Below are 26,122 nucleotides of genomic sequence, written 5' to 3'. Positions count from 1 at the left end.
GAGGCAACGGGGGAATGTAACTTCAGGCTGTATCAGCGGACGATTTCGACGATCTCCACCCGCCGGTTCCTCGCCCGCCCCTCGTCGCTTCTGTTGCTGGCCACGGGGGCGACCATGCCGGCGCCGGCCGGTGTCATCCGCGCGGCGGCGATGCCATGCGTCCCGGCCAGCCGGTCGACCACCGCCTGGGCGCGCCGCTGCGACAGCGACAGGTTGTAGTCGAAGCCGCCCTTGCCGTCGGTATGGCCGACGATCAGCACGGCAAGGTCCGGATTGTCGCCCATCAGCCGGCCGAGTTCGCCGATCTGGTCGGCGGACTCGGCAGTGATCTCGGCGCTGTCGAACTCGAACGTGATGCCATAGACGGCGATGCGCCCGTCGCGGGCCAGCGTCTGCGCCATTTCGTCGGCGGCCAGCACGGCGATGCGGCCGGTCTCCATCGGCGTCGCCTCGACCACCGTCACCGCCAGATGCGGCATCAGGGGGCGGTCGCCGCGTGCCCTCGTCTCGACGCCGAGCAGGGCGACGGTGACGCGCGCCTCGGCGTCGTTCCGCTCGGCCAGCAGGTAGACCGTGCTGTCCCAGGTGGTCGGCAGGCCGATGCCGGCGCGCCCCGCGTCCCAGAAGGTCGGGATGGCGCCGCCGGGCGAGCAGTCGGCCTTGCCCCGGCAGAACAGGCGGGTCGCAAAGCCCTTCGCCTCCAGCTCGCTCTGGTGGTTGCGCAGGATCTCCAGCATCGAGCGCCCGCCCGGCCCCTCGTAGCGCAGCGAGGTGATCCGACCCGAGAATTCCGCCTGCCAGGCATCCGGCGTGTCCTTGCCGCCGCGCTCCAGCGGGGCGACCGGCAGCCGGATCTCGTCATAGGCGCGGCTTTCATGAGCGGTGATGACGGCGCCCTCGTAGCGTCCGACCAGCGGATGGTCGGACGCCCCGGCAAGGTCGGCGGGCTGGCCGCTCGCCGGCAGCGGCAGGCCGAGCATCAGCGCCAACGCCAGCGTGGGTGTGGCGCGGCGAGGAAGCCGGCCGAGAAGGACGCGGGGGAGGAAGCTCGCCAGGAATCGGGACGGCATGCGGTGTCTCCAGCATTGCTGCCTTGTGGACCCCGGACGCCCCGCCGGTTTCCGCAAGGCGTCTTGCGCGCCTGCGACCTCAGGCTGCATCGCCTAGCGGAAGAATGCGGCCCGAATTTGGCCCGCCCCCAAACCGTCCGCCCCGGACAGCCGCACCGAAGCGCCGCGCCGGGTGGCGATCCGGGCGGCGATCCGGGGCGGGACGCGGCGGCCTCAGGCCTTGCCGAGCTCCTTGGCATGCAACCAGGCGGCGTGCTGCGGCGCGCGCTTGGTCTTCGACCACTCCTCCAGCATCTCCCATTTCACCGCGTCGAGCTTCTTCAGCATCTCCTCCTCGGCCGGATCCGGGCAGGCCAGTTCGATGCGGTGGCCGTTCGGATCGAAGAAATAGATCGAATGGAAGATCGAGTGATCGGTGACGCCGAGCACCTCGATGCCGTTCTTTTCCAGCCGCTCCTTGTAGGCGAGCAGCGTGTCGCGGTCCTTCACCTTGAAGGCGATATGCTGCACCCACACGGGCGTGTTCGGGTCGCGGCCCATCTCCGGCTTGGTCGGAAGCTCGAAAAAGGCGAGCACATTGCCCGCGCCCGCGTCGAGGAAGACATGCATGTAGGGGTCCGGCTCATGCGTCGAAGGCACCTTGTCCTCGGCGATGGCCAGCACGAAGCCCATGTTCAGGTTGTCGACATACCAGTTCACGGTCTCCTTCGCGTCCTTGCAGCGATAGGCGACGTGGTGGATCTGCTCGATCTTCAGGTCAGCTTGGACAGTCATTGCGGGCTCTCCCGGTTTCATCGTTGAAACGGAACGCCCCGTCCGCGTTCGGCAGGCTCGCAGCAGCCACGGGCCCCTCAGCCGCAGGCTGCCGCGGAAAGGCTCAGGTCGTTGGTGGGCCTTGCAGTCTGGCGGCGGCGAAGGCCTCGCGCAGCACCTCGCGGTCGCCGATATGGTTGGCCAGCACCAGCACCAGCCGGGCGTTCAGCGCCTCGCTGTCCTCGCGCGGCAGCCCCTCGTGCAGCGCGATCAGCTCGGCATAGAAGCCGTCCGGATCGGCGATGTTGGGCGCCAGCCGCAGGCCCGTGTCCTTGGTGGTTTCGCTCATTTCGGGTTTCCTTGCGTTCCGGCCGGTTCGGGCCGTTATCCCCGCACGCGGGTTTCGCCTCGGGCGGTGGCGATCCGCAGCGCCTTTGTCACCTCGCCGGCATCGAACGCCTCCCAACGGGCGGCGACATGCTGGTCGGGTCGCATCAGGTAGACGGCGCTTTTCGCCTCGCCGAGATAGCGCGCGGCGAGCGCGCCGCTCGGATCGTCGCCGGCCGACAGCGCCACCCGTTCGACGGCAATGCCGTCGATGACAAGGGTTTCCGGCGCCTCGACGTCGATGGTGAGAAGTTGGAAGCGGTTGCCCAGCCGGTCGAGCAGCCAGCCGCCGGCAACCGGCGCGTCGCTCGCCGGGGCGCCCGGCCGGCTGCGGGCCGGCATCGCCGCGCAGTCCGGGCCGTTGAGCGGCGAGCCGTCATAGGTCGCCGGCAGCGACAGGCGGCCGGAATTGACCAAGGGCCGGGCAAAGGCGTGATGCTCGGCCAGCTCCAGCACCGCGTCGCGGAACACCCGGCTGGCCTGGCTTTTCGGCGTGATGAAGTCGGTCGAGCGCGACGAGTTGAGGATGTTCTCGTCGGCGGCGAAGACGCGCTCGGCATCGTAGCTGTCGAGCAGCGCCTCGGGCGCCGTGCCGTCGAGCACCAGCTTCAGCTTCCAGGCGAGGTTGTCCGTGTCCTGCAGGCCGGAATTGGCGCCACGCGCGCCGAAGGGCGAGACCTGGTGGGCGCTGTCGCCGGCGAAGATCACCCGGCCGTGGCGGAACTTCTCCATCCGCCGGCACTGGAACGTGTAGATCGACACCCATTCCAGCTCGTAGTCGACATCTTCGCCGAGCATCGCCTTCAGCTTCGGCGCGATGCGCGCCGGGTCCTTCTCCGCCTCCCGGTCGATATCCCAGCCGAGCTGCAGGTCGATGCGCCAGACGTCGTCCGGCTGGCGGTGCAGCAGCGCCGACTGGCCGCGGTTGAACGGCGGGTCGAACCAGAACCAGCGCTCGGTCGGGAAGTCCGCCTTCATGACCACGTCGGCGATCAGGAAATTGTCTTCGAACACCCGGCCGAGGAAGTCGAGCCCGAGCATGGCGCGGGTCGGCGAGCCGGCACCGTCGCAGGCGACCAGCCAGTCGGCCTCGATTCGATAGGGCCCCTCCGGCGTCTCCACGGTCAGCTCGACGCCGTCGCCATGCGGCGTCACTGCGCTCACCTTGTTGCCGCCGCGCAGCTCCAGCAGCCCGGTGTCGCGGCCGATCTCCAGCGCCCGCTCGACCAGATACTGTTCCAGGTAATACTGCTGCAGGTTGATGAAAGCCGGCCGCTTGTGCCCGCCCTCGGGCAACAGGTTGAACTCGTAGACCTTGCGTTCGTCGAAGAAGACCTTGCCGAGATTCCACACGACGCCCTTATCGGTTATCCTCTGGCCGCAGCCCAGACGGTCGAGGATCTCCAGCGGCCGCTTGGCGAAGCAGATCGCCCGCGAGCCCCAGCTCACCTTGTCGTTTTCGTCGAGCACGGTGACGGCGACGCCCTGCTGCGCCAGGTCGATGGCGAGCGCCAGGCCGATCGGCCCGGCGCCGATCACGACCACCTTGTGGCGGGCCGGCGCTGCGGCGTCCTGGTCGGCGCAGCGCGTGTACGGATAGAGCGGCGTTTCGAAGATCTTCGTCATCAGCGGCCCTCCCTGGCCGGTCTTCTGCGGGCTGAAACCGTCGTGGCCGGAGCGTCCTCGCGCACCGGCCGGCGACGGCAGGTCTCGTCAGCCCTGCAGGGCCTGCCACATCTCCTTGTCGCGCTGGGCCGTCCAGATGCGCGGTGTATCGATGCCGAGCGCCTCGTCATAGGCGCGCGCCACGTTGAACGGCAGGCAGTGCTCGTAGATCGCGTAGGACGAGAACTTCGGATCGCAGGCGGCGCGGGCCGCGTCCCAGGCTTCCTTCAGCGAGCCGCCGCGCGTTGCCACCTGCGCCACCGGACGGAAGGTCGAGGTGACGAAGTCGGCCGTTGCGTCGAGCGCCGCGTTGACCATCTCCTTGCCGACCAGCGCATCGCCCCGGCCCGGCGCGATGGCATCGACGTCGAAGGCGCGGATGCGCTCGAGCGTGCCCGGCCAGTCGCGGAAATGGCCGTCGCCGCAATAGCAGGCGGAGTGGTACTCGACGATGTCGCCGGTAAACATGACGTTCTGGTCCGGCACGTGGATGACGATATCTCCGGCCGTATGGGCGCGGCCGAGGAAGCTGAGGTCGACGCGGCGCTTGCCGAGGAAGACGCTCATCCTGTCGGTGAAGGTGGTCGTCGGCCAGGTCAGCGGCGGAATGTCGGCGACATTGTCATAGCCCTGGAACAGGCGCGGGAAGCGCATGAACTCGGACTCCCGGTCCTCGGCGCCGCGTTCGGCGACCATCGAACGGGCCTTGTCGCTCATGATGATCGTCGGCGCCTGATAGGCGGCAGCGCCCAGCACGCGGACGGCATGGTAATGGGTCAGCACCAGATGGCTGATCGGCTTGTCGGTGACCTCGCGCACCTTCTCGATCACCTTGCCGGCAAGGCGCGGGGTGGCCTGCGCCTCGACGATCATGACGCTGTCGTCGCCGATGATGACGCCGGTGTTCGGGTCGCCCTCGGCGGTGAAGGCCCAAAGCCCGTCGCCGATTTCGGTGAAGGAGATCTTCTTCTCGGTCATGTCGCCCTGGGAGGCGAATTGCTTGCTCACGGGAGATAGTCCTCTCAGATTTCGATGGGCCGCATCGCGGCCCCGTTGGGCGCGGTTACTGTGCGTCCGAGGCGATGATGTCGAGCTGGGCCTTCAGCGACTGCGCCTCGCCGTCCATCGGCGTGACGATGTCGTCGATGACCGGCCGGCCGCCTTCCTCGATGACGAGGAAATGCGCCTCCTGGAAGCCCTGGTACTCGGCGTCCGGGCCGAAGCAGGTCAGGCCGCGGAAACGGGCGACGACGCGGGTCGCCCCGCGCTCCTGCCCGGCCGCCGCGATGCTGATCTCCTTCAAGGGGCAGCCGTCCTGGCCGTTGACGACGACGTCCCAGTCGAGCGGCGTGCCGATTTCCTTGGCGAAGGGCGTGTCCGCCGCCTTGCGGTAGCGGGCGGCGAGGTCGGCGCTGTAGAGGCTGGCCAGGCGCTCCTCGGAAAAATAATCCTGATACTCCTGCGGCGTGTCGGCCCAGTTGGCCTCCGCCGCCGTCATCAGCGCCCGCACCGGCGCGGTCATATCGGCGGCCCGCACCGGCGTGATCGCTGCCGTGCCGAGGGCAAGAGCGGCAAACGCCGCCAGCATCCGCACAGTCTTCATCGCGAAGTCCCTCCTTCGATCAGCGCCGCACGGCGCCTCAAGCCTTCTCGTATTTCTCGACCGTCTGCTCGATGGCGCCGAAGACCGAGTGGCCGTCCGCGTCCAGCATCTCGATGCGCACCGTGTCGCCGAAGCGCATGAACGGCGTCGTGGCCGCGCCGCTCTCGATCGTCTCGATCATGCGGATCTCGGCGATGCAGGAATAGCCCACCCCGCCCTCGGCGACCGGCTTGCCGGGGCCCCCGTCCATCTTGTTGGACACCGTGCCGGAGCCGATGATGGCGCCGGCCGACAGCGGCCGGGTCTTGGCCGCATGGGCGATCAGGGTCGGAAAGTCGAAGGTCATGTCGATGCCGGCATTGGCCCGGCCGAACGGCTGGCCGTTGAGGTCGACATGCAGCGGCAGGTGTACCTTGCCCCCGTCCCAGGCCTCGCCCAGCTCGTCCGGTGTCACCGCCACCGGCGAGAAGGCGGACGATGGCTTGGACTGGAAGAAGCCGAAGCCCTTGCCGAGTTCGGCCGGGATCAGGCCGCGCAGCGACACGTCGTTGACCAGCATGACGAGGCGGATGGCCGCGCGCGCCTCGTCCGGCGTGGCGCCCATCGGCACGTCGCCGGTGATCACGGCGACTTCGCCCTCCATGTCGATGCCGAAGGCCTCGTCGGCCATGCGGATCGGCTCGCGCGGAGCGAGAAAGGCGTCCGAGCCGCCCTGATACACCAGCGGATCGGTCCAGAAGCTCGCCGGCATCTCGGCATTGCGCGCCTTGCGGACCAGCTCCACGTGATTGACATAGGCCGAGCCGTCCGCCCACTGGTAAGCGCGGGGCAGCGGCGACAGTGCGTCGTGCTCGTGGAAGCGCAGGCTCGGCACCGCATCGTGCTCGAGGCTCTCGGCGAGGATCGCCAGTTTCGGCGCGACCTCGTCCCAGGTGTCGAGGGCGGCCTGCAGCGTCGGGGCGAGGTGGGTGGCCTCGGTGCAGCGGGTCAGCGCCTTGTTGACGACGACGAGCCTGCCGTCGCGGCTGCCATCGCGAAGTGTTGCGAGTTTCATGGCTCAGTCCCAGTTGCCCTCAGGCGTGCCGTCGAAGCGCTTCTTCAGCTCCGACCAGCAGTCGAGGTAGTTGTCCTGCAGGGTGTCGAGTTCCGCCGCGAAGCGCGTGAGGTGCTGCGGGAAGCGGGTCTCGAACATGAATGCCATGGTGCCTGTCAGCTTCTGCGGCTTCAACTCGGCGCGGCTCGCCTTCTCGAAGCCGCTGGCATCGGGCCCGTGCGGCAGCATCATGTTGTGAAGGCTCATGCCGCCGGGCACGAAACCTTCCTCCTTGGCGTCGTAGCGGCCGTAGATCAGCCCCATGAACTCCGACATGATGTTGCGATGATACCATGGCGGGCGGAAGGAATGCTCCGCGACCATCCACCGCTCGGGGAAGATGACGAAGTCGATATTCGCCGTGCCTTCCTCGCCGGACGGGGCCGTCAGCACCGTGAAGATCGACGGATCGGGATGGTCGAACAGGATCGCGCCGACCGGCGAATAGGTGGTCAGGTCGTATTTGTAGGGCGCGTAGTTGCCGTGCCAGGCGACCACGTCGAGCGGCGAGGCCTCCAGCTTCGTCTCGTGGAAGCGGCCGCACCACTTCACCACCAGCCGGCAGGGACCTTCCTTGTCCTCGAACCAGGCAACCGGCGTCTTGAAGTCGCGCGGGTTGGCAAGGCAGTTGGCGCCGATCGGACCGCGGTCGGGCAGGGTGAACTTGGCGCCGTAATTCTCGCAGGCATAGCCGCGCGCCTTGCCGTCCAGCAATTCGACGCGGAACACCATGCCGCGCGGGATCACGCAGATCTCCTTGGGCACCACCTCGATCACGCCGAGTTCGGTGGCGATGCGCAACCCGCCTTCCTGCGGCACGATCAGCAGTTCCCCGTCGGCATTGAAGAAATAGTCGTCGACCATGTCGGTATTGGCGACAAAGACATGGCTCGCCATGCCGGCCTGGCCGTTGACGTCGCCGGCCGTGGTGATGGTGCGCATGCCGGTCAGGAAGGTCACCGGCGTCTGCGGGATCGGCACCGGGTTCCAGCGAAGCTGGCCGAGCGCCAGCGAATGGTCGTCGACCGTCGGCGCGCTCTTCCACTCGGGCAGGGAGACGGGCGAGAAGCGGCCCGAATGCTTCACCGACGGGCGGATGCGGTAGAGCCAGGACCGCTCGTTGGTGCCGCGCGGCGCGGTGAAGGGCGAGCCGGAAAGCTGCTCGGCATAAAGGCCGTAGGGCGCGCGCTGCGGCGAGTTCTGTCCCTGCGGCAGGGCGCCGGGAAGCGCCTCGGTCTCGAAATCGTTGCCGAAGCCCGGCATATAGGCCGGGCTGTTCGAAAGTGCCATGTCCGATCCCTCCTGATCCAGACAGTTGATGGTTGCATGTGTAACTGTTTTATCTGAAACTATCAACGTGCGAGACGCCGCTCGGCGGATTTTATCGGCATGGGGGCCGCAAATGACCGGACGCCTGCTGCTTGACGAGTTTCTGCCCTACCGGCTGGTCAGGGCGTCGGAGCTGGTCAGCCGCCGCTTCGCCGCCCGCTACCGCGCGGCCTATGGCATCAGCCGCCCGGAATGGCGCACCTTCGCGATTCTCGGCCAGCTCGGCCACACCACCGCGACCGAGATCGGCCGCCGCTCCGCCATGCACAAGACCAAGGTCAGCCGGGCGGTGGCGACGCTGGAAAAGCGCGGCTGGCTGTCGCGCGCGACCGATGTGGCCGACCGCCGGGCCGAACAGCTCGAACTGACGCCGGAAGGTGCCAGGGTCTATGGCGAACTGGTGGACCTTGCCCGCGCCTTCCAGGCCGAGCTGCTGCGCGACCTCGGCTTCGAGGCTGCCGACCGGCTCGATGCCGGCCTTGCGGCGGTGGAGAAGCGCTTCCTCCGCGAGGGGTAAGCCGTGCCCGCCGGGCGGGCGCGCGCGCGTCAGTGCGCCTCGTCCCAGTTGTCGGCGGCGCGCGCGTCCACATGCAGCGGCACGGAGAGCGTCACGGCCGGCTCGGCCGCCGTTTCCATCACCTGGCGCACCAGGGCGATGGTCGCGTCCACCTCCGCTTCCGGCACCTCGAAGATCAGCTCGTCATGCACCTGCAGCAGCATGCGGGCTGCGAGCCTGGAGGCCGACAGCCGGTCGTCCATCCGCACCATCGCCCGCCGCAGGATGTCGGCTGCCGAGCCCTGGATCGGCGCGTTGATCGCCGCGCGCTCGTAGAAGGCGCGCATGTTCGGATTGGAGGTGTTCACCTCCGGATAATGCGCCCGGCGGCCGAAGATCGTCGTCACGTAGCCATTGGCATGAACGAACTTCTTCGTCTCCTCCATGTAGTCGCGAATGCCGGGGAAGCGCTTGAAATAGGTGGAGATATACTCCGCCGCCTCGCCGCGCGGGATGCCGAGCTGGGCGGCAAGCCCGAAGGCCGAGATGCCGTAGATGATGCCGAAATTGATCGCCTTGGCTCGGCGGCGGACCATCGGGTCCATGCCCTCGATCGGGACACCGAACATTTCCGAGGCGGTCATCGCGTGGATGTCCAGCCCGTCGGCGAAGGCCTGCTTGAGCTGGCCGATGTCGGCCATATGGGCGAGCACGCGCAGCTCGATCTGGCTGTAGTCGGCCGAGACCAGCTTCATGCCCTTGCCGGCGACGAAGGCCTTGCGGATCTTGCGGCCGGACTCGGTCCGCACCGGAATGTTCTGCAGGTTCGGCTCGGATGAGGACAGGCGGCCGGTGGTCGTCGCCGCCAGCGCGTAGGACGTGTGCACGCGCCCGGTCTGCGGATTGACGAACCCCGGCAGCGCGTCCGTATAGGTGGACTTGAGCTTGGAGAGCTGTCGCCAGTCGACGATGCGCGCGGGCAGTTCGTGCCCTTCCGCGGCAAGGTCCTCCAGCACCGAGGCCGAGGTCGACCAGGCGCCGGTCTTGGTCTTCTTGCCGCCCGGCAGGCCCATCTTGCCGAACAGGATGTCCCCGAGCTGCTTCGGGCTGCCGATGTTGAAACTCTCGCCGGCAAGCTCGCGGATCTCGTCCTCCAGCGCCGCCATGCCTTGCGCGAACTCGCCCGACAGGCGCGACAGCATCTGCCGGTCGATGGAGATGCCGCGCTCTTCCATGCGGGCGAGCACCGGCACCATCGGCCGCTCCAGCCGCTCATAGACGCCGGCCATATGCTCGGCCGCAAGCCGCGGTTTGAGCACCTGCCACAGGCGCAGGGTGACGTCGGCATCCTCCGCCGCATAGGCGGAGGCCTTGTCGAGCGGCACCTTGTCGAAGGTGATCATCGCCTTGCCGGAGCCGGCGACTTCCTTGAACGGGATTGGCGTGTGGCCGAGCCAGCGCTCGGACAGCGCGTCCATGCCGTTGCCGCCCTTGCCGGCATCCAGCGCATAGGACAGCAGCATCGTGTCGTCGAACGGGGCGACCTCGATGCCGTAGCGTTTCAGCACCAGCCAGTCATATTTGAGGTTCTGCGCGATCTTGAGGACGCCGGGGTCCTCCAGCAGCGGCTTGAGCACGGCGAGCGCCTCGCCCAGGGCGATCTGTCCGGGGATCAGGCCGCCGCCGCCGAGCAGGTCGCCCTCGCCGTCGACATGGCCGAGCGGGATGTAGCAGGCCCGCCCCGGCTCCGTCGCCAGCGACACGCCGACGAGATCGGCCTGCATGGCATCGAGCGAGGTCGTCTCCGTATCGACCGCCACATGGCCGCGTTCGCTCGCCTCCGCCACCCAGGCCCTCAGCCGGTCGAGATCCATCACCGTCTCGTAGCCGGACGGGTCGATGGTCTGCGCCAGCGCTTGCGCGGCCGCCGCGTCGGCGACCGCCTGGGGCGTCCACGCCCCGTCCCGTCCGGCGACGGCCGCTGCGACGGCATCGCCGCCCGACCCGCCGCTGGCGGCCTCGGCACTGGTCTCGCCGCCGTCCGGCTGGGCTCCGGGGCCGCCCTCCATCATCCGGCCCTTGCCGTCCGGCTCGTGCCAGCCGCGCACGACGAGTCGCGCCGGCTCGACGCCGGCAATGTCGAGGCCGGTGACCTCGGCGACCCGTCGGGTCAGGGTGGTGAACTCCATCGCCTTGAGGAAGGCGATGGCGCGGGTGCCGTCGAGCCCGTTGACGGTGAGCGTTTCCACCGGCTGCTCGACGGGCACGTCGTCCTTCAGCGTCACGAGCTGCTTGGAGATGCGCGCCTGGTCGGCAAAGGCGATGAGGTTCTCGCGGCGCTTGGCCTGCTTGATCGTGTCGGCGCTGGCAAGCAGCGTCTCCAGGTCGCCGAACTCGCTGACCAGCAGCGCCGCCGTCTTCAGGCCGATGCCCGGCACGCCGGGAACATTGTCGACGCTGTCGCCGGCCAGCGCCTGCACCTCGATCACCTTGTCCGGGCCGACGCCGAATTTCTCGAAGACCTCGGCCTCGCCGAAGATCTTGTTCTTCATCGTGTCGATCATGCCGATGCGCGGGCCGATGAGCTGCATCAGGTCCTTGTCGCCGGAGGCGATGGTGACGCGCGCGCCCGCCGCCGCCGCGGCCCTTGCATAGGTGGCGATCAGGTCGTCGGCCTCGAACCCTTCTTGCTCGATGCAATGGACCGAAAAGGCGCGGGTCGCCTCGCGGATCAGGCCGAACTGGGGGATCAGGTCCTCCGGCGGCTCCGGACGCTGGGCCTTGTAGGCGGGGTAAATCTCATTGCGGAAGGTCTTCGCCGAATGGTCGAAGATCACCGCCATATGGGTCGGCTCGTCGCCTTCCTCCGGTGTGAGCCCCTCCTGCAAGAGCTTCCACAGCATGTTGCAGAAGCCGGAGACCGCGCCGACCGGCAGGCCGTCGGACTTGCGCGTCAAGGGCGGCAGCGCGTGATAGGCGCGGAAGATGAAGGTGGAGCCGTCGACCAGGATCAGGTGGTCGTCGGCGGTGAGGGCGGAGGCGGCTTCGTTCGACATGGCGCGGATCATGCCCGCGTTGGCCGCGCGAGAAAAGCCTGCTTCTCGCCCCCTGCCCCGCTTATTTCACCCCGCCTGTTCGGCCCCGCTCATTCGGCCGCCTGCGCGACCGGACGGCGCGGCGGGTCGCGCTCCAGCCGTGCCCAGGCCGGACGGTGGAACAGGAACCGGCCATAGCCGGTGCGCTCGATCAGCCACGCCAGCACCAGAGGCGCGACGACGCCGGCGGCGGTGACGATCGCCGACACCGTGCCGACATCCGGGATCAGGCCGGTCTTCAACAGCACGATCCGGGTCACGGCCATCGGGAAGAAGAAGGCGAGATAGATGACGATCGACTGGCGGCCGCAATGGGCGAACGGTGCCGCGATGCCGGCCTGGGTCAGCAGCGCCGAGGTGACGATCACCGCCAGCGCGCCGGCCGTGCCGAGCGCCAGGCCGACCAGCGGCAGGTCGGCGAGACCGTTGAACACCAGAACGCCGTTGACGATGCCCCAGGCGATGAGGCCGGCGATGCCGAGGGCCGGATGCTGCCGGGCCCAGTCGGCGAGCGCGAAGGCCCGGGTGGCGAAGATGTAGCCGGCGTAGAAATAGACGTAGCGCGAGCTGAATTCGTCGATCAGCACCGATCCGGTCGAGATCGGGGCGATCTGCAGCACGGCGGCTGCGGCGAGCACCAGTTGCCACGGTACGCCGCGGTCGTGCAGCACCTTGGTGATCACGAACATCACCGGCAGCATGTAGATGAACCACAGGGTGCCGAAGGGCTGCACATAGGCGAGAAGATAGTCGCTGACGACGCTGCCCCATCCGGTCTCCGCGGCCATGGACGGCGCCTTGACGGCGAACTGGATCGTCAGCCAGAGCACGTAGAAATAGGCGAAATGCACGACCTTGCGGTCGAGATAGCGGCGCCATGGCCGATCGATGACCAGCGCCAGGAACAGGCCCGAGATCATGAAGAAGTCCGGCATGCGGAACGGCCGGGCGAACTCGACCACCAGTCCGAGCCAGCCCTCGCGGCCGGCGGCATTCTCGACGCCCAGCGTCGAATGCATCATCACCACGAAGATGATGCAAAGCCCCTTGGCCGTATCGACCCAGTCTATGCGTCCCGTGGCGATGCGTCCCGAAGGGCCGGCGATGCCCGTCTCCCGTCCGGTCATGACGTCCTGCTTCCCGGTTGTGTTTGGCGGGGAGTTTGCGCCAGACGGGTGTAGGGGGGGTTAACCCGTTTTCACAATTTGGTGAGGCGGCGGCGCGACGCGACGGTCAGTCGCGCGGATCCGGACCCTGGCCGCCCCGGCCGTCGCCGATCTGTCCCCGCCATGGGGACGAGCCGTCCGGCCCGCGTCCGCCCTTGCCGTCGCCATCGATATCGGCCCAGTCGTCCCGGTCGAGATCGACGACACCCTCGCCGCGGCGGCGGGCGCCGGCCCGCACCACGGTCACCTTCGCGTTGCGCACCATCACCCGCGCGATGGCCGCCCGCAGCGGCGGCACGAACAGCAGCAGGCCGAGCGCGTCGGTGACGAAACCGGGGATCAGCAGCAGCACGCTGGCGACAACGATCAGCGAGCCCTGGAGGATGTCTTCGCCCGGCACCTCGCCGCGCTCCATCTCGGCGCGCACGCGCCGCAGCAGCGACAGGCCCTGCAGCCGCAGCATCAGGCTGCCGGCGACCGCTGTCGCGATGGTCAGAAGCACGGTTGGCACCGCGCCGATTTCCGAACCGACCTCGACGAAGACGAGGATCTCGATCAGCGGCAGGCCGATTACGACAAGAAGGAGGATCAGTCCGATGGGCATGGCGTTGGCGACACGGTCTCATGATGTGCGATTAGCGGCGATTCCGGCCGGCACAGGCGGCGCCGGGCCGGAATCGTCGCCCCTCAGGTAAGGACCAAGTGACGCAAATGCGAGCTTTATGTGGTTTCGGACCACGAAAACTGCGACGGACACTTGTGTTGAAGGCTGGATGTTGGTTCAAGGGAGCTTACATAAGCTACGATGGGGTCAAAGCTGTGGCCTGCCGCGCGGGGCGTCGGTGACGGTCCGCTGCAGGGCCGCACCCGAACCCGGCAGCGGGCCCGGAAACGAACCCGACTGGCGGAATGCCGTGACGGCGTCTGCGACGCAACCGGCCGGATGTGAAACGGATCATATGTTCAACGACATCACCACTATCATCTTCCTGATCCTGGCGGTCGTGATCTTCTTCAGGCTGCGCAGCGTCCTCGGGCGGCGCACTGGCAACGAGCGCCCGCCCTTCGATCCCTATTCCGCCCCCGAGCGGGACAATGGCGCCGGCGGTCCGGTCCAGGACGACAACGTCATCCCGCTGCCCGGGCAGACCGCGCCGCAGGGCGGGCCGTCGCCGGCTCCCGCCTCGGCGACGCTCGACAAGGTGGCTCCGGAAGGCAGCGCGCTCAACCAGGCGCTCCGGCAGATCCTCTCCGCCGACCGCTCGTTCGAACCCCAGGGCTTCCTGCAGGGCGCCCGCGCGGCCTACGAGATGATTGTCACCGCCTTCGCCAATGGCGACCGCAAGACCTTGAAGAACCTGCTGTCCAGGGATGTTTACGAGGGCTTCGTCGCCGCCATCTCCGACCGGGAATCGCGTGGCGAGACCATCGAGTCCACCTTTGTCGGCATCGACAAGGCCGATATCGTCGAGGCGGCGCTGAAGGGCTCCATCGCCCAGGTCACCGTCAAGTTCCGCTCCGAACTGATCTCCGCCACCCGCGACCGCAACGGCGCCATCGTCGACGGCGACCCGAACGCGGTCAGCGACGTCACCGACATCTGGACCTTCGCCCGCGACACCAATTCGCGCGATCCCAACTGGCGTCTGGTGGCGACCGAATCGGTCGAGTGATGTGCGTGCCGCCGGCCGGACGGCCCTTGCTGCCGGCCTGGCGGCGGCACTGCTTGCCGGTATCGCTGTGGCGGGTCCGGCTCTGGCGCGCGGAAAACCCCTCATGCTGTCTGCGCCCCTGACCTTCGCGGACCTGTCCGGCTGGGCCGGCGACGACCACCGAGCCGCCCTTTCCGCCTTCCTGCGCCATTGCCGCGAGCGGCTGCCGGTCCTGCCGGGCGATCTGGCGCGGCTCTGCGCGCCGGCACGAGCCGCCGCCGAAAGCAACGAGCCGCTGGCCGCCCGCGCCTTCCTGGAGCGCCATTTCGAACCGCGACGGATTGTCGCCGACGGGTTCGTCACCGGCTATTTCGAGCCCGAATATGACGGTGCAAGGCAGCCGGGCGGCGGCTACGATACCCCACTGCTTGCCCGCCCGCCGGAGCTCGTCGCCCTGGCCGGGCGACCCGTGCCGGAGGGCCTGCCGGCCGACGCGCCCTTCGCCTTTGCCGACAGCGCGGGCCGCCTGGTTGCGCCGCCCGACCGGGGTGAGATCATGGACGGGGCGCTGGACGGACGGGGCCTCGAACTCGTCTGGCTCGCCGATCCGGTCGATGCCTTCTATGTCCATGTCCAGGGCTCTGCCCGCATCCGCCTGCGCGAGGGCGGCAGCCTGCGCGTCGGCTATGCCGGCAAGACCGGCCATCCCTACAGCCCGATCGGGCGGGTGATGATCGAGCGCGGCCTTGCCGAGCCCGGTACCGTCACCATGCAGGTGCTGCGCAAGTGGCTGGCGGAAAACCCGGCCGAGATCGACGCCGTCCTGCGCCGCAACCGCTCCTATATCTTCTTCCGCGAGGTGAGCGAGGCGGCGGAGCACGAGGGGCCGGTGGGGGCGGCCGGGCTGCCGCTGCTGCCCGGGCGCAGCCTCGCCGTCGATGCGGCGCATCACGCCTATGGGGCGCTCGTCTTCGTTTCCGCCGATCTTCCCTCGGGCCCGAATGGCGCGCAGGAGCAGTTTCGCCGCCTGATGATCGCCGAGGACACCGGTTCGGCCATTGTCGGCCCGGCACGCGGTGACATCTTCTTCGGCTCGGGCGAGGTGGCCGGCGAGCGGGCCGGGCGCATCCAGCACCGGGCGGACATGGTGCTGCTGGTGCCGCGCGGACGCGAGGGCGCGCCGTGAGCCGTCGCCGGGGCCGCCAGCCCTCGCCCGAGGAACGCCGCCTGTGGGAGCAGGTGACGGCGGATGTCGATCCGCTGGCGCCGCGCGGCCGCGCAAGGGCCGAGGCGCGACAAGCGGAAGCCGAGGAGGCACCCGCCCCCGTGCCGGCGGCGGCTCTGCCGGCGAAGCCTGCGGCGACGGGCGCCTCTGCGCTGCGTCCGCCCGCTCCGCCGGCGCCGCCACCCCTGTCGCCGCTCGAGCCGCGCCAGCGGCGCCGGATCGTCCGCGGCAGCCGCGCCATCGACATGCGCATCGACCTGCATGGCCTGACCCAGGCGGAGGCGCATGTGCGCCTGCGCGGGTTTCTCGCCCATGCCCAGGCGAGCGGTGCCGGCCTCGTGCTGGTGATCACCGGCAAGGGCGCCCCCGGCGGCAGCCCGATCGCGGGAGAGCGCGGCATCCTGCGCCGCGTCGTGCCGCAATGGCTGGCCTTTCCCGAGTTTCGTCCGCTGGTGGTCGGGTTCGAGGAGGCGCATGCCGCCCATGGCGGCGGCGGCGCACTCTATGTCAGGATCCGCAAGGGCGGAGAGCGGAGGGGACGATGACGCCGTTCGGTGCGAAGCTGCGGGAGTTGCGCAAGAAACGCGGCATCACCCTGTCCGACATGGCGGCGGCGCTGGGCGTGTCGGCGGCCTATCTTTCGGCGCTGGAGCATGGCAGGCGCGGCCGCCCGACCTGGTACATGGTGCAGCGGATCATCGCCTTCTTCAACGTGATCTGGGACGAGGCCGAGGAGTTGCAGCGGCTCGCCGAGATCTCCGACCCGAAGGTCTCGATCGACACGGCCGGCCTGCAGCCGGAGGCGACGGAACTCGCAAACCTGCTGGCGGCGAAGATTTCCGGCCTGTCGCGCGACAGTCTTGCCCATCTGTTGCATCAAGTGCGGGTGGCGGCGGCGCGAGACAGGATCTAGTTGCCCGAATCTGAAGGTCATCGAACGACCTCCGGTTCTTTTCCGGCGCCCCTTGAGCGGGGCGGGCGGCGGGCGTAGGGTCCGCAGTCGCCGCCGGCAGGGCCGCGCGGGCCTCTCGCCCCAAGCCATGCGGCGACGAGAACGACTGCGCCGCAAGAAGGACCGCGCTGCAAGTGACGATGCCGAAGACCTCCGCCCGCGCCGCCGACCCCTTTGCCGGGCTGATCGACGCCGATGACCTGCGCCACCGGCTAACGGCGCTGACTGCCGCGAAAGACGGGGACGGGTCCGACCTTGCCGTTCGCGGGCAGGTCCTCGCCGAACTGAAGGCGGCGATGCGCGACGCGCGCGTCCGGGTCGAGGAACTGCTCTTCGCCGATGGCGGCGGCACGCTCTGCGCCAAGCGGCTCAGCCATGTGCAGGACGAGATCCTGCGGGTGATCTTCGATTTCGCCATCCATCACGTCTACCGGGTCAAGAACCCTTCCGCGGCCGAACGCATGTCGATCGTCGCCGTCGGCGGCTACGGCCGCGGCACCCTGGCGCCGGGCTCGGATGTCGACCTGCTGTTCCTGCTGCCCTACAAGCAGACGCCCTGGGGCGAGCAGATCGTCGAATACATCCTCTACATGCTGTGGGATCTCGGCCTGAAAGTGGGCCACGCGACCCGCAACATCGACGAGTGCCTCCGCCTTGCCCGCACCGACATGACGATCCGCACGGCGTTGCTGGAGGCACGCCATGTCTGGGGCGAGGAGCCGCTCACCGACGAACTGATCGCCCGTTTCGACAAGAGCGTGGTCGCCGGCACCGGCCCGGAATTCATCGCTGCCAAGCTGGCCGAGCGCGATGCCCGCCACACCCGCCAGGGCACCTCGCGCTACCTGGTCGAGCCCAACGTCAAGGAAGGCAAGGGCGGCCTGCGCGACCTCAACACCCTGTTCTGGATCTCCAAATACTTCTACCGCGTGCGCTCCGGCTCGGGCCTCGTCAAGGCCGGCGTCTTCACCCGCTCCGACTTCCAGCGCTTCAAGAAGGGCGAGGATTTCCTCTGGGCGGTGCGCTGCCACCTGCATTTTCTCACCGGCCGGGCCGAGGAGCGCCTGTCCTTCGACGTCCAGCGCGAGATCGCCGTGCGGCTCGGCTATACCCAGCATCCGGGCATGAAGGACGTCGAGCGCTTCATGAAGCACTATTTCCTGGTGGCCAAGGATGTCGGCGACCTGACCCGGATCTTCTGCGCCGCGCTGGAGGAGCAGCACGCCAAGGCGCCGCAGCCGCTGTCGAAGCTGATCGACCGTATCGCCGCCCGCGCCCGCCGCCGCCAGGTCCAGACCGGCTCGCCCGACTTCGTGATCGACAAGGGGCGGCTCAACGCCGTTGCCGACGATGTGTTCGAGAAGGATCCGGTCAACCTGATCCGTCTCTTCGCGATCGCCGACCGGCACGCGGTGATGCTGCATCCCGAGATGCTGAAGCTGGTTCGCCGGTCGCTGAAACTGATCACCAGCCAGGTGCGCGAGGATCCGGAAGCCAACCGGCTGTTCCTGCAGGTGCTGACCTCGCGCAACGATCCCGAGACCGTGCTGCGCAAGATGAACGAGACCGGCGTGCTCGGCCGCTTCGTGCCCGATTTCGGCAAGGTCGTGGCGATGATGCAGTTCTCCATGTACCACCACTATACGGTCGACGAGCACCTGATCCGTTCGATCGGCGTGCTGGGCGAGATCGAGCGCGGCGAGGCGGGCGAGGACCATCCTCTCTCCACCGACCTGATCAAGACGATCCAGAACCGGAAGGTCCTCTTCGTCGCCATGTTCCTGCACGACATCGCCAAGGGCCGGCCGGAGGACCATTCCATCGCCGGCGCCCGCATCGCCCGCCGCCTGTGTCCGCGTCTCGGCCTGACCCCCTCGGAGACGGAGACCGTCGCCTGGCTGGTCGAGCATCATCTCGACATGAGCACCATCGCCCAGTCTCGCGATCTCGCCGACCGCAAGACGATCGAGGATTTCGCCCGCGAGGTGCAGAGCCTCGAGCGGCTGAAGCTGCTGCTGATCCTGACCGTCGCCGACATCCGCGCCGTCGGCCCGAATGTCTTCAACGGCTGGAAGGGCCAGCTCCTGCGCACGCTCTATTACGAGTGCGAGCCGGTGCTGACCGGCGGCCACAGCCTGTTGCCGCATGGCATGCGGGTCGAGGCTGCGAAGCGCGAGCTCGCGGCAACGCTCGCCTCCTGGGACGAGGAGGAACTGGCCGCCTATCTGGAGCGTCACTATCCGGCCTACTGGCTGCGCGTGCCGCTGGAGCGCAAGATCACCGATGCGCAGATGATCCGCGCCGCCGACCGCGCCGGCACCGGCTTTTCCTCGCGGGTCGTCACCCATGCCTTCGAGGAGGTCACCGAGATCACCGTGCTGGCGGCCGACCATCCGCGGTTGCTGTCGACCATCGCCGGTGCCTGTTTCGTCGCCGGCGCCAATATCGTCGACGCGCAGATCGACACGACGACGGACGGGTTCGCCCTCGACACGATCTACATTTCCCGCGAGCTGCCCGGCGACGACGACGAGATCCGCCGCGGCGAGCGCGTCTGCCGGCTGATCGAGAAGGCGCTGCGCGGCGAGGAGCGTCTGCCCGACAGCGTCGCCCGCAAGGCGGCGTCCCGCTCGCGGATGAAGGCGTTCCGCGTCGAGACCGAGGTTCTGGTCAACAATTCCTGGTCGAACCGCTACACGGTACTGGAGATTTCCGGTCTCGACCGGCCCGGTCTGCTCTACGATCTGACGCGGGCGATCTCCGGCCTCAATCTCAACATCAATTCCGCTCATATCGCCACGTTCGGCGAGCGGGCGGTCGACGTCTTCTATGTCACCGATCTGACCGGACAGAAGATCGGCAATATCGGCCGGCAGGAGGCGATCCGCGAGCGTCTGCGCGAGGCGGTCGAGGGGGAGGCGACCGAGGAGCCGCCGGCCCGCCGTCGTCCGCGCCGCGCGGGCACCGCCTGATCGCCCTGCCCGGCCGTGGTGTCCAGAACCGTGCTACCTGACCTGTGCCGTCCGATGCGCCTTCCCGTCACTCCTGAACGGACCTTCCGCCCATGGCTGGCTCGATGAGTCTCCTGCGAAACTTCGTTACCGTCGGCGGCGCCACCATGGCGAGCCGCATCCTCGGCTTTGTCCGCGACGTGATGATCGCCGCCTTTGCCGGCGCCGGGCCGGTGGCCGACGCCTTCTTCGTCGCCTTCCGCCTGCCCAACCTGTTCCGCCGCCTGTTCGCGGAAGGCGCGTTCAATTCCGCTTTCGTGCCGCTGTTCGCCCGGGCGCTGGAAGAACAGGGGGACGCGGGCGCGCGCCGCTTCGCCGGTGAGATCATCGCCGCCCTGCTGTGGACGCTGCTGGCGCTGACCGCCGTTGCCCTTCTTGCCATGCAGGGGCTGGTCTTCCTGCTTGCCCCCGGCTTTACCGAGGATCCGGGGAAGTTCGAGCTGGCGGTGCTGCTGTCGCGCATCACCTTTCCCTACCTGCTGTGCATGTCGCTGGTCGCCTGCCTGTCGGGCATCCTCAACACCTATCGCCGCTTCGCCGCCGCCGCCTTCGCGCCGGTGATCCTCAACCTGGTGATGATCGCCGTGCTCACCGGCATCTGGTATGCGGGGCTCGAGCCGGGCACGATGCTCGGGGTGGTGCTCGCCAGCGGTGTTGCGGTCGCCGGTTTCGCGCAACTGGCGCTGCTTGTCGGCGCCGTGCGCCACATGGGTTTTTCGGTGCCCATCCTGCGGCCGCGTCTGACCGCCGGCGTTCGCCGTCTCTGCCGGCTCGGCGTGCCGGGGGTGCTGGCCGGCGGCATCACCCAGATCAACATCGTCGTCGGCACGGTGATCGCGTCCGCCCAGGCCGGCGCGGTCTCCTATCTCTATTATGCCGACCGGATCTACCAATTGCCGCTCGGTGTCGTCGGCATCGCCATTGGCGTGGTGCTGCTGCCCGACCTGTCGCGCTCGCTGCGTGCCGGCGAGAACGGTCAGGCCAACGGCACGCTCAACCGGGCGATGGAATTCGCCCTCGCCCTGACCCTGCCGGCAACCATTGCGCTGATCGCGGTGCCCGAGCCCATCGTCTCGGTGCTCTATCAGCGCGGCGAGTTCGGGGCCGAGGCAGCCAGCGCCACCACCGCCGCGCTGATCGCCTTTGCGTTCGGCCTGCCGGCCTTCGTGCTCAACAAGGTGTTCTCGCCCGGCTTCTTCGCCCGCGAGGACACCGTGACGCCGATGTGGTTCGCCGGCATCGGCATGGCGGTGAACGTGATCGGCGCGCTGGCGCTCGCTCCGTTCCTCGGCCATGTCGGCATTGCGCTCGCCACCTCGCTCGCCGGCTGGGTCAATGCCGGACTGCTGGGCGCGGCGCTGTGGCGGCGGGGACATTTCCGCGTCGATCGCAGCGCCCGCCGCCGCCTGCCGCTGCTGGCCCTGGCGAGCCTGGCCATGGGCGGCGGCCTGCTGCTCGGCGACTGGCTGCTGGCGCCGTTGATCGGCGCGCCCTCGGTGCTGGTGCGTTTCGCCGCGCTGGGCCTCCTGGTGGCGGCTGGCATGGTGTTGTTCGCGCTGTTCGTGCAACTCACCGGCGCGGTCGATCTCAAGGGTTACCTCGCGCGCGCCCGCGCCGCTCGCGCCCGCCGCCGTGCCGCCCCGCCCCCCGCCCCGGACGATCCGCTCGGATAGGCTGTGAGGTCTTGGCCGAACACGCGGCGCAGGTGGTCGGGTTGCCGTCGCCGCGTGCTTTGTCGGCTTAATTTTTGACCAGACGATCAAACTTTGTCCATCCGTTCAAAAAACAGCCGCGAACAGGCGCTGCCTCCATTGTGAGCGTGCCTGGAATGTGGTCCAATTTCGCTCGCCGGGCGAGGGGCCGCAGCAGGGCTTCCGCAGGGTGATGAAACGGGCGCGCCCTCGTGCAAACCGCGGCGGGGTGCAGAAGTCTGCGAGGGGGAGTCAGATGGCAATCAACGATCATTTCGCCTGGACGCGTCGGGCCGTCCTGGGGCTTGCCGCATCGTTTGCGGTCATGGCAGGCGGCCTGCCGGCGCTGGCCAAGGACAAGCCGCTGAAAGTGGCGGCGATCTATACCGTGCCGGTCGAGCAGCAGTGGGTCGGGCGCATCCACCAGGCGCTGCAGGCGGCGCAGGCGCGCGGCGACGTGACCTACACCTATTCCGAGAATGTCGCCAACACCGACTATGAGCGCGTCATGCGCGAATATGCCGAAGGCGGCATGGACCTGATCGTCGGCGAGGCCTTCGCCGTGGAGCGGGCGGCGCGCAGCGTGGCGGCGGAATATCCCGACACCGCCTTTCTGATGGGCTCGTCCTTCGGTCCGGCGCAGCCGAATTTCGCGGTCTTCGACAACTGGATCCACGAGCCGAGCTACCTGACCGGGATGATCGCCGGCAAGGCGACCAAGTCCAACGTCATCGGCATGGTCGGCGGCTACGCCATCCCCGAGGTCAACCGGTTGATGAACGCCTTCATGGAGGGCGCTCTGTCGGTCAACCCGGATGTCAAGTTCCTGGTGACCTTCATCAATTCCTGGTACGACCCGCCCAAGGCCAAGGAGTCGGCCTTTGCGATGATCGACAAGGGCGCCGACATTCTCTACGCCGAGCGCTTCGGCGTGTCGGATGCCGCCAAGGAGAAGGGCATCCTCGCCATCGGCAATGTCATCGACACCGCCGGCGACTATCCCGGCACCATTCTCGCCAGCGCCCTGTGGCATATGGAGCCGACCATCGACCGGGTGATCGAGGCGGTCACCTCCGACAGCTTCGAGCCTTCGGACTACGGCCAGTATTCCTTCATGTCCTATGGCGGCGGCAGCTTCGTCGTCGACGAGAGCCTTGCCGATGCGGAGGTGGTGAAGGCCGCCCGCGAGACGGAGGCGGACATTCTCGGCGGCCTGTTCCGCGTCAACGTCAACGACGCCGAGCCCAAGTCGACCATGTGATCGCCTGATCGCGGCCCGCCCCCGGTCTCAGACAGAGACCGGGGGCGGGCTCGCCGTGCTTCCCTTTTGCCCCGGAGTGGAGATGAGCGAGCCGCTGCCCGGCCGGCCGCACGAGCGCAAGACCGTGCTGTCGCTCGCCGGCATCACCAAGCGCTTCGGCGCGATGACCGCCAACGAGGCGGTCGATCTCGACCTGCATGCGGGCGAGATCGTCGCCCTGCTCGGCGAGAACGGCGCCGGCAAGACCACGCTCATGAACATCCTGTTCGGCCACTATGTCGCCGATGAGGGCGAAGTGCGCATCGTCGGTCCTGACGGCGAACTCGTGCCGCTCGAGCCCGGCTCGCCCCATGCGTCGCTCAATGCCGGCATCGGCATGGTGCATCAGCATTTCGCCCTGGCCGAGAACCTCACCGCCTTCGAGAACATCGTGCTGGGCACAAGGCCGCTGCTGGCCCCCTCCACCTCCTCCCGCGCCGACCGGCAGCGGCTGGAAGCGTTGATGCGCGACAGCGGGCTGACCGTCGATCTCGACCTGCGCGTCTCGCGCCTGTCGGTCGGCGAACAGCAGCGGGTGGAAATCCTCAAGGCGCTCTATCGCGATGCGCGCGTCCTTGTGCTGGACGAGCCGACCGCCGTGCTGACGCCGCAGGAGTCCGAAGGGCTGTTCGCCACCTTGCGCCAGCTCGCGGACAGCGGCCTTGCCATCGTCTTCATCTCGCACAAGCTGGCCGAGGTGCTCAGCGCCTCCGACCGTGTGGCGGTGCTGCGCATGGGCCGCAAGGTCGCCGACCTGCCGACCGCCGAGTGCGACCGCCAGAAGCTCGCCGAACTGATGGTCGGCCATTCGCTGTCCCAGAGCCGGCGCGAGCCGCGCGCCCCCGGCGAGGTGCTGCTGGCGCTTGAGGGCGTCTCCGCCGGCAGCGGCCGCGAGGCGGTCAGGGACCTTTCGCTGGCCCTGCGCTCGGGTGAGATCCTCGGCATTGCCGGGGTTTCCGGCAATGGTCAGGCGATGTTCGCCCGCCTCGTCTCCGGTCTGGAGCGCGCCACGTCGGGCCGCATCCTGCTCGCAGGACGCGATATCACGGCGCAGGATGCCCGGGCGATGATCGCCGCCGGCCTTGCCCGGATCCCGGAGGATCGCCACCGCGACGGCATCGTCGGGGCGATGAGCGTTGCCGAGAACCTGGTGATCGAGGAAATCCGCTCCGCCCGCTACCAGCGCCTCGGCTTCCTCGATTTCGGGGCGATCGCGGCGCGCGCCCGTGAGGCGATCGCCGCCCATGACATCCGCTGCCGGGGCGGCTCCGCGATCTCGCGGCTGCTGTCGGGCGGCAACATCCAGAAGATCGTGCTGGCGCGCACGCTCGACGCCGAGCCGGCGGTGGTGCTTGCCGCGCAGCCCTCGCGCGGGCTCGACATCGGCGCCACCGGCGAGGTGCATCGCCGCCTGCTCGCCGCGCGGGCACGTGGGGCCGGCGTCATCCTGATTTCCGAGGATCTCGACGAGCTCTTCGCCTTGTCGGATCGCATCGCGGTGATCCATCGCGGCCATCTCACCCCGGCGCGCGATGCCGGCGAGCTCGACCGCGCCACTGTCGGCCTGATGATGGCCGGCCACGCGGAGGAGGCCGCATGATCCGCTTCGAGCCGCGCGAGACCGTCTCGCCTCTCCTGCGCACCGGCGTTCCGGTCGCCGCCGCGCTGGCCGCCCTGGCGCTCGCCGCCCTGCCGATCATGGCGGCGGGTGCGCCGGTGCTGCAGGCCTATGTGCTGATGGCGAGGGGTGCCTTCGGTTCGTTCTTCGCCGTCTCCGAACTGCTGTCGCGGGCGACCCCGCTGATCCTCACCGGCCTTGCCGCCGCCCTCGCTTTTCGGGCGCGGCTGTGGAATATCGGCGGCGAGGGCCAGCTCTATGCCGGCGCGCTTGCCGCCGTTGCCATTGGGTCCGGGGCGATCTCCGCCCCGCCGGCGGTGATGATCCCGCTGGTGCTGCTCGCCGGCGCGCTGGCGGGGGCGATGATGATGCTGGTGCCGGCGCTGTTGAAGCTGCGGCTCGGCGCCGACGAGGTGGTCACCACCCTGCTGCTCAACTTCGTCGTGGTGCTCTTCGTGCAGATGATGCTGGAAGGGCCGATGAAGGACCCGATGGGCATGGGCTGGCCGCAATCCGAGCCGATGGCGGATGCGGCGACGCTGCCAAAGCTGTTCGACCGCATGCGTGTCCATGCCGGGCTGATCGTCGCGCTCATCGCCGCGCTGCTCGCCCATATCCTGCTGGCGCGCACGGTCTGGGGCTTCGAAATCCGCGCCGTCGGCGAGAACCAGGACGCGGCCCGCCATGCCGGCATCCCGGTGACCGCGACCTTCGTTCGCGTCGCATTGTTCAGCGGCGCGCTGGCGGGGCTCGCCGGCGTCGGCGAGGTGGCCGGCCTCAAAGGCTATCTCACCGCCGACCTGTCGCCCGGTTTCGGCTATGCCGGCATCGTCGTCGCCATGCTGGCCGGCCTGTCGCCGCTCGGCGTCGTGGTCGCGGCCCTGTTCATCGCCGGCGTCTTCGTCGGTGCCGACAGCATGAGCCGGGCCATCGGCGTTTCCAACTATCTGGCCGACCTCGTCGTCGCCACCTCGCTGATCGCCGTCCTCGTCTCCGGCCTCTTCGTGCGCTTCCGCATACGGCTGGTCGGACCGGGGCGCAGGGCATCCGCCGGCAAGGACACCGGGGCATGATGGAAATCCTCGACATCCTTGTCTCGCCGAATTTCTGGGCGGCGGCGCTGCGGATCGCCACGCCGCTGATCTTCGGCGTGCTCGGCGCGCTGCTGTGCGAGCGTGCCGGTGTCCTCAACCTCGGCATCGAAGGCATCTTCACTGCCGGCGCCATGGCCGGCTGGATGGCCGCATGGCTTGGCGCCGGCCTGTGGGGCGGCGTGCTGGTCGCGGCGCTCGCCGGGGCGACCTTCGGCCTGCTGCATGCGGTGCTGACCGTGCCGCTGGGCCTCTCCCAGCATGTCTCGGGCATCGGCGTGACGCTGTTCGCCACCAGCCTCAGCTATTACGCCTATCGCACGGCCCTGCCCGACGTCACCTCGCCGCCGCGCATCACCGCCTTCCAGCCGCTCGACATACCGGTCCTCTCGGACCTGCCCTTCCTCGGCACCGTGCTGTTCCAGCAGACGGCGCTGACCATGTTGGCGCTGGCGATGGTGGTGGTGGTCGGCTTCGTGCTCTACCGCACTCCGCTCGGGCTGGCGATCCGCGCCGTCGGCGACAATCCGGCGGCGGTCGAGGCGCAGGGCCTCTCGGTCATGGCGCTGCGCATGGGCACGGTCGTTGCCGGCTCCGCACTGATGGCGCTGGGCGGCGCCTTCCTGACCATGTCCGCCTTCGACGCCTTCTTCTTCGGCATGGTCAACGGCCGCGGCTGGATCTGCATCGCGCTCACCGTCTTCGCCTCCTGGCGTCCCGGCAAGGCGCTGATCGGTGCGCTGCTGTTCGGCGCCTTCGACGCCTTCCAGGTGCGGCTGCAGACCGAGGTCGGCGCCTTGGTGCCCGGCCAAGTGTTCCTGATGCTGCCCTATCTGCTGTCGATCCTGGCGCTGGTCATGGTCGCCCGCAAGGCGGACTATCCGCGCGCGATGCTGAAGCCCTATTTCAAGGGCCAGCGATAGGC

General features: G+C 68.6%; 22 protein-coding genes. 11 read left to right on the top strand and 11 right to left on the bottom strand.

Translation table 11 applies throughout. The features are described 5' to 3' along the window. Window positions 1–32: 32 nt before the first annotated feature. The 8 genes from P2PM1_RS16240 to hmgA form a co-directional block, all read right to left on the bottom strand. On the bottom strand, window positions 33–1,070 hold the full coding sequence (locus P2PM1_RS16240; protein WP_208985312.1) for an OmpA family protein: 1,038 nt from the start codon (window positions 1,068–1,070) through the stop codon (window positions 33–35). Between the two features lie 213 nt (window positions 1,071–1,283). Next, the gene (locus P2PM1_RS16235) at window positions 1,284–1,826 is read right to left on the bottom strand and encodes a VOC family protein (RefSeq protein WP_186387918.1); all 543 of its coding nucleotides are present in this window, start codon (window positions 1,824–1,826) and stop codon (window positions 1,284–1,286) included. 121 nt (window positions 1,827–1,947) lie between these two features. Beyond that, window positions 1,948–2,172 carry a DUF2783 domain-containing protein gene (locus P2PM1_RS16230; RefSeq protein WP_186399764.1) on the bottom strand — a complete coding sequence of 75 codons (225 nt, stop codon included), beginning with the start codon at window positions 2,170–2,172 and terminating at the stop codon, window positions 1,948–1,950. 35 nt (window positions 2,173–2,207) lie between these two features. Then, window positions 2,208–3,836 carry an FAD-dependent oxidoreductase gene (locus tag P2PM1_RS16225; protein WP_186399763.1) on the bottom strand — a complete coding sequence of 543 codons (1,629 nt, stop codon included), beginning with the start codon at window positions 3,834–3,836 and terminating at the stop codon, window positions 2,208–2,210. An 87-nt stretch (window positions 3,837–3,923) separates the two neighbouring features. Further along, the gene (locus P2PM1_RS16220) at window positions 3,924–4,883 is read right to left on the bottom strand and encodes an MBL fold metallo-hydrolase (RefSeq protein ID WP_186395931.1); all 960 of its coding nucleotides are present in this window, start codon (window positions 4,881–4,883) and stop codon (window positions 3,924–3,926) included. Window positions 4,884–4,938: 55 nt separating this feature from the next. Then, window positions 4,939–5,478, bottom strand: coding sequence for a hypothetical protein (locus P2PM1_RS16215; RefSeq protein ID WP_208985310.1), 540 nt, complete (start codon window positions 5,476–5,478; stop codon window positions 4,939–4,941). Window positions 5,479–5,515: 37 nt separating this feature from the next. Beyond that, a complete protein-coding gene (locus P2PM1_RS16210; RefSeq protein ID WP_186399762.1) occupies window positions 5,516–6,532 on the bottom strand; it encodes a fumarylacetoacetate hydrolase family protein in 1,017 nt (338 codons plus the stop codon). A 3-nt stretch (window positions 6,533–6,535) separates the two neighbouring features. Beyond that, window positions 6,536–7,861 carry a homogentisate 1,2-dioxygenase gene (gene hmgA, locus P2PM1_RS16205; protein ID WP_186399761.1) on the bottom strand — a complete coding sequence of 442 codons (1,326 nt, stop codon included), beginning with the start codon at window positions 7,859–7,861 and terminating at the stop codon, window positions 6,536–6,538. 112 nt (window positions 7,862–7,973) lie between these two features. Here hmgA and P2PM1_RS16200 point away from each other — a divergent pair, with 112 nt between their 5' ends. Next, window positions 7,974–8,417, top strand: a complete 444-nt coding sequence (locus P2PM1_RS16200) for a MarR family winged helix-turn-helix transcriptional regulator (protein WP_186399760.1) — start codon at window positions 7,974–7,976, stop codon at window positions 8,415–8,417. 29 nt (window positions 8,418–8,446) lie between these two features. Here the strand turns inward: P2PM1_RS16200 and polA are convergent, their stop codons facing one another. From polA to P2PM1_RS16185, 3 genes are all read right to left on the bottom strand, one after another. After that, on the bottom strand, window positions 8,447–11,464 hold the full coding sequence (polA, locus tag P2PM1_RS16195; RefSeq protein WP_186399759.1) for a DNA polymerase I: 3,018 nt from the start codon (window positions 11,462–11,464) through the stop codon (window positions 8,447–8,449). A 77-nt stretch (window positions 11,465–11,541) separates the two neighbouring features. Next, window positions 11,542–12,618 carry an acyltransferase family protein gene (locus P2PM1_RS16190; RefSeq protein ID WP_186399758.1) on the bottom strand — a complete coding sequence of 359 codons (1,077 nt, stop codon included), beginning with the start codon at window positions 12,616–12,618 and terminating at the stop codon, window positions 11,542–11,544. Window positions 12,619–12,724: 106 nt separating this feature from the next. After that, window positions 12,725–13,261: an FxsA family protein gene (locus P2PM1_RS16185; RefSeq protein WP_186399757.1), complete on the bottom strand. Its 537-nt coding sequence runs from the start codon at window positions 13,259–13,261 to the stop codon at window positions 12,725–12,727. Window positions 13,262–13,616: 355 nt separating this feature from the next. On the opposite strand from P2PM1_RS16185, the gene P2PM1_RS16180 reads away from it, so the two are divergent. The 10 genes from P2PM1_RS16180 (at window position 13,617) to P2PM1_RS16135 (ending at window position 26,120) form a co-directional block, all read left to right on the top strand. Further along, on the top strand, window positions 13,617–14,330 hold the full coding sequence (locus P2PM1_RS16180) for a Tim44/TimA family putative adaptor protein (RefSeq protein WP_186387829.1): 714 nt from the start codon (window positions 13,617–13,619) through the stop codon (window positions 14,328–14,330). 103 nt (window positions 14,331–14,433) lie between these two features. Further along, complete coding sequence (locus P2PM1_RS16175; RefSeq protein ID WP_186399756.1) at window positions 14,434–15,495, top strand: murein transglycosylase A; 1,062 nt, start codon at window positions 14,434–14,436, stop codon at window positions 15,493–15,495. After that, entirely contained in the window at window positions 15,492–16,079 is a 588-nt protein-coding gene (locus tag P2PM1_RS16170; RefSeq protein WP_186387831.1) for a Smr/MutS family protein, read from the top strand. Before P2PM1_RS16175 ends, P2PM1_RS16170 begins: the two co-directional genes overlap by 4 nt. Then, window positions 16,076–16,447 carry a helix-turn-helix domain-containing protein gene (locus P2PM1_RS16165; protein ID WP_186387832.1) on the top strand — a complete coding sequence of 124 codons (372 nt, stop codon included), beginning with the start codon at window positions 16,076–16,078 and terminating at the stop codon, window positions 16,445–16,447. Before P2PM1_RS16170 ends, P2PM1_RS16165 begins: the two co-directional genes overlap by 4 nt. Before the next feature lie 179 nt (window positions 16,448–16,626). After that, window positions 16,627–19,458 (top strand): [protein-PII] uridylyltransferase, encoded by a 2,832-nt coding sequence (locus P2PM1_RS16160; RefSeq protein ID WP_186395922.1) that lies wholly within the window; start codon window positions 16,627–16,629, stop codon window positions 19,456–19,458. A gap of 104 nt (window positions 19,459–19,562) precedes the next feature. Next, window positions 19,563–21,170: a murein biosynthesis integral membrane protein MurJ gene (murJ, locus tag P2PM1_RS16155; protein ID WP_186399755.1), complete on the top strand. Its 1,608-nt coding sequence runs from the start codon at window positions 19,563–19,565 to the stop codon at window positions 21,168–21,170. Window positions 21,171–21,444: 274 nt separating this feature from the next. Then, window positions 21,445–22,449, top strand: coding sequence for a BMP family protein (locus P2PM1_RS16150; RefSeq protein ID WP_186387835.1), 1,005 nt, complete (start codon window positions 21,445–21,447; stop codon window positions 22,447–22,449). An 82-nt stretch (window positions 22,450–22,531) separates the two neighbouring features. Then, window positions 22,532–24,088 (top strand): ABC transporter ATP-binding protein, encoded by a 1,557-nt coding sequence (locus P2PM1_RS16145; protein ID WP_186399754.1) that lies wholly within the window; start codon window positions 22,532–22,534, stop codon window positions 24,086–24,088. After that, window positions 24,085–25,179, top strand: a complete 1,095-nt coding sequence (locus P2PM1_RS16140) for an ABC transporter permease (protein ID WP_186387837.1) — start codon at window positions 24,085–24,087, stop codon at window positions 25,177–25,179. Before P2PM1_RS16145 ends, P2PM1_RS16140 begins: the two co-directional genes overlap by 4 nt. Then, window positions 25,176–26,120, top strand: a complete 945-nt coding sequence (locus P2PM1_RS16135; protein WP_208985308.1) for an ABC transporter permease — start codon at window positions 25,176–25,178, stop codon at window positions 26,118–26,120. The genes P2PM1_RS16140 and P2PM1_RS16135 overlap by 4 nt, the downstream gene beginning before the upstream one ends. Window positions 26,121–26,122: the final 2 nt, after the last annotated feature.

This window comes from Stappia sp. P2PMeth1, assembly GCF_900185735.1.
In the GTDB taxonomy this organism is placed as follows: Bacteria; Pseudomonadota; Alphaproteobacteria; order Rhizobiales; family Stappiaceae; genus Stappia.
This window is presented reverse-complemented; position numbering and strand designations above follow the sequence as displayed.

What these genes read in the sequence shown, in the direction of transcription:
- P2PM1_RS16135 (WP_208985308.1), top strand. Translation starts at nt 25,176, where the DNA reads ATGATGGAAATCCTCGACATCCTTGTCTCGCCGAATTTCTGGGCGGCG.
- P2PM1_RS16240 (WP_208985312.1), bottom strand. Translation starts at nt 1,070, where the DNA reads ATGCCGTCCCGATTCCTGGCGAGCTTCCTCCCCCGCGTCCTTCTCGGC.
- P2PM1_RS16150 (WP_186387835.1), top strand. Translation starts at nt 21,445, where the DNA reads ATGGCAATCAACGATCATTTCGCCTGGACGCGTCGGGCCGTCCTGGGG.
- P2PM1_RS16140 (WP_186387837.1), top strand. Translation starts at nt 24,085, where the DNA reads ATGATCCGCTTCGAGCCGCGCGAGACCGTCTCGCCTCTCCTGCGCACC.
- P2PM1_RS16165 (WP_186387832.1), top strand. Translation starts at nt 16,076, where the DNA reads ATGACGCCGTTCGGTGCGAAGCTGCGGGAGTTGCGCAAGAAACGCGGC.
- murJ (WP_186399755.1), top strand. Translation starts at nt 19,563, where the DNA reads ATGAGTCTCCTGCGAAACTTCGTTACCGTCGGCGGCGCCACCATGGCG.
- polA (WP_186399759.1), bottom strand. Translation starts at nt 11,464, where the DNA reads ATGATCCGCGCCATGTCGAACGAAGCCGCCTCCGCCCTCACCGCCGAC.
- P2PM1_RS16180 (WP_186387829.1), top strand. Translation starts at nt 13,617, where the DNA reads ATGTTCAACGACATCACCACTATCATCTTCCTGATCCTGGCGGTCGTG.
- P2PM1_RS16215 (WP_208985310.1), bottom strand. Translation starts at nt 5,478, where the DNA reads ATGAAGACTGTGCGGATGCTGGCGGCGTTTGCCGCTCTTGCCCTCGGC.
- P2PM1_RS16200 (WP_186399760.1), top strand. Translation starts at nt 7,974, where the DNA reads ATGACCGGACGCCTGCTGCTTGACGAGTTTCTGCCCTACCGGCTGGTC.
- hmgA (WP_186399761.1), bottom strand. Translation starts at nt 7,861, where the DNA reads ATGGCACTTTCGAACAGCCCGGCCTATATGCCGGGCTTCGGCAACGAT.
- P2PM1_RS16190 (WP_186399758.1), bottom strand. Translation starts at nt 12,618, where the DNA reads ATGACCGGACGGGAGACGGGCATCGCCGGCCCTTCGGGACGCATCGCC.
- P2PM1_RS16175 (WP_186399756.1), top strand. Translation starts at nt 14,434, where the DNA reads ATGCTGTCTGCGCCCCTGACCTTCGCGGACCTGTCCGGCTGGGCCGGC.
- P2PM1_RS16185 (WP_186399757.1), bottom strand. Translation starts at nt 13,261, where the DNA reads ATGCCCATCGGACTGATCCTCCTTCTTGTCGTAATCGGCCTGCCGCTG.
- P2PM1_RS16230 (WP_186399764.1), bottom strand. Translation starts at nt 2,172, where the DNA reads ATGAGCGAAACCACCAAGGACACGGGCCTGCGGCTGGCGCCCAACATC.
- P2PM1_RS16145 (WP_186399754.1), top strand. Translation starts at nt 22,532, where the DNA reads ATGAGCGAGCCGCTGCCCGGCCGGCCGCACGAGCGCAAGACCGTGCTG.
- P2PM1_RS16210 (WP_186399762.1), bottom strand. Translation starts at nt 6,532, where the DNA reads ATGAAACTCGCAACACTTCGCGATGGCAGCCGCGACGGCAGGCTCGTC.
- P2PM1_RS16160 (WP_186395922.1), top strand. Translation starts at nt 16,627, where the DNA reads ATGCCGAAGACCTCCGCCCGCGCCGCCGACCCCTTTGCCGGGCTGATC.
- P2PM1_RS16225 (WP_186399763.1), bottom strand. Translation starts at nt 3,836, where the DNA reads ATGACGAAGATCTTCGAAACGCCGCTCTATCCGTACACGCGCTGCGCC.